We start from the raw sequence: 857 nt of genomic DNA on the forward strand, positions 1-857 counted from the left end.
TCTTCATTATATTTATCTGCTAAAGCCTGTGCTTTCACAAGGGCGGCATTTAACTCTTCTAAACTGCTATTAGAATCTAAAGTAGTATTAGTACTAGTTGTACTTCCTACTGTAGTAGCACTTATAGCACTATTAGCAACATAGTCTCCACTACCACTATCTACATTTTCATAAGTTCTTATAGCAACACCACCACCTATGATATAACCTAGCTTAAAGTAGCCAGTATGTCCTATCTTAAAGGCTTGTATAAAGTCTAAGTTTACAAAGTACTGAGGGTTAAAGTTTGAACTAGCTCCTAATCCATTAGCACCTACTCCTATACTAGCTTGTAAACCTAAAGTACTACTTTTAGTAGTAGTAAAGATTCCAGTACCTAGTCTTAGTCTTGCATCAAGCCCTGCATAAGGTGCCCTTATAGTAAAGCCATTACTCCTTCCTTGTGCACTTAGTCCAGTTCCTGCTCCAGCTCCTAACATGAATTTGATTCCATGTATATCATAGTTATGACTAACTGGGATTGGATGTCTATGCTCTCTTTTATGATGGGTAGCAGCCATAGCCACACTACTAAAGCTAGCTATTAATGTAGTAGCTAAGATTATCCTAGTAACCTTGTTAGTAACTTGGTTCATGTTTTTATCCTTTTTATATGAGTTGTGATTCCATATCTTTTAGAATCTGTTTTGAAGGCTTGTTATGCAAGCCTGTTGTGCCCTTATGCTTTTTTTAAATATTTTTATTAATGTTATTTCTCCATTTCTCTTATTTCCCTCCAAAATAGTAGGTATAGTTAAGGCTGATATCACTACTTGCCATGCCTTGAACTGTGTTTCTAAAGTAGTATTGATACTCTA

Annotated in this window: 1 protein-coding gene; it reads right to left on the reverse strand. The window is 35.6% G+C overall.

Translation table 11 applies throughout. From position 1 onward, the window contains the following. Nucleotides 1-635 (reverse strand): hypothetical protein (locus tag BKH43_RS08360; protein WP_143429069.1); only part of this gene is annotated, 635 nt, incomplete at its 3' end. Nucleotides 636-857 lie beyond the last annotated feature (222 nt).

This window comes from Helicobacter sp. 13S00401-1 (genome assembly GCF_002272925.1).
Taxonomy (GTDB): domain Bacteria; phylum Campylobacterota; class Campylobacteria; order Campylobacterales; family Helicobacteraceae; genus Helicobacter_I.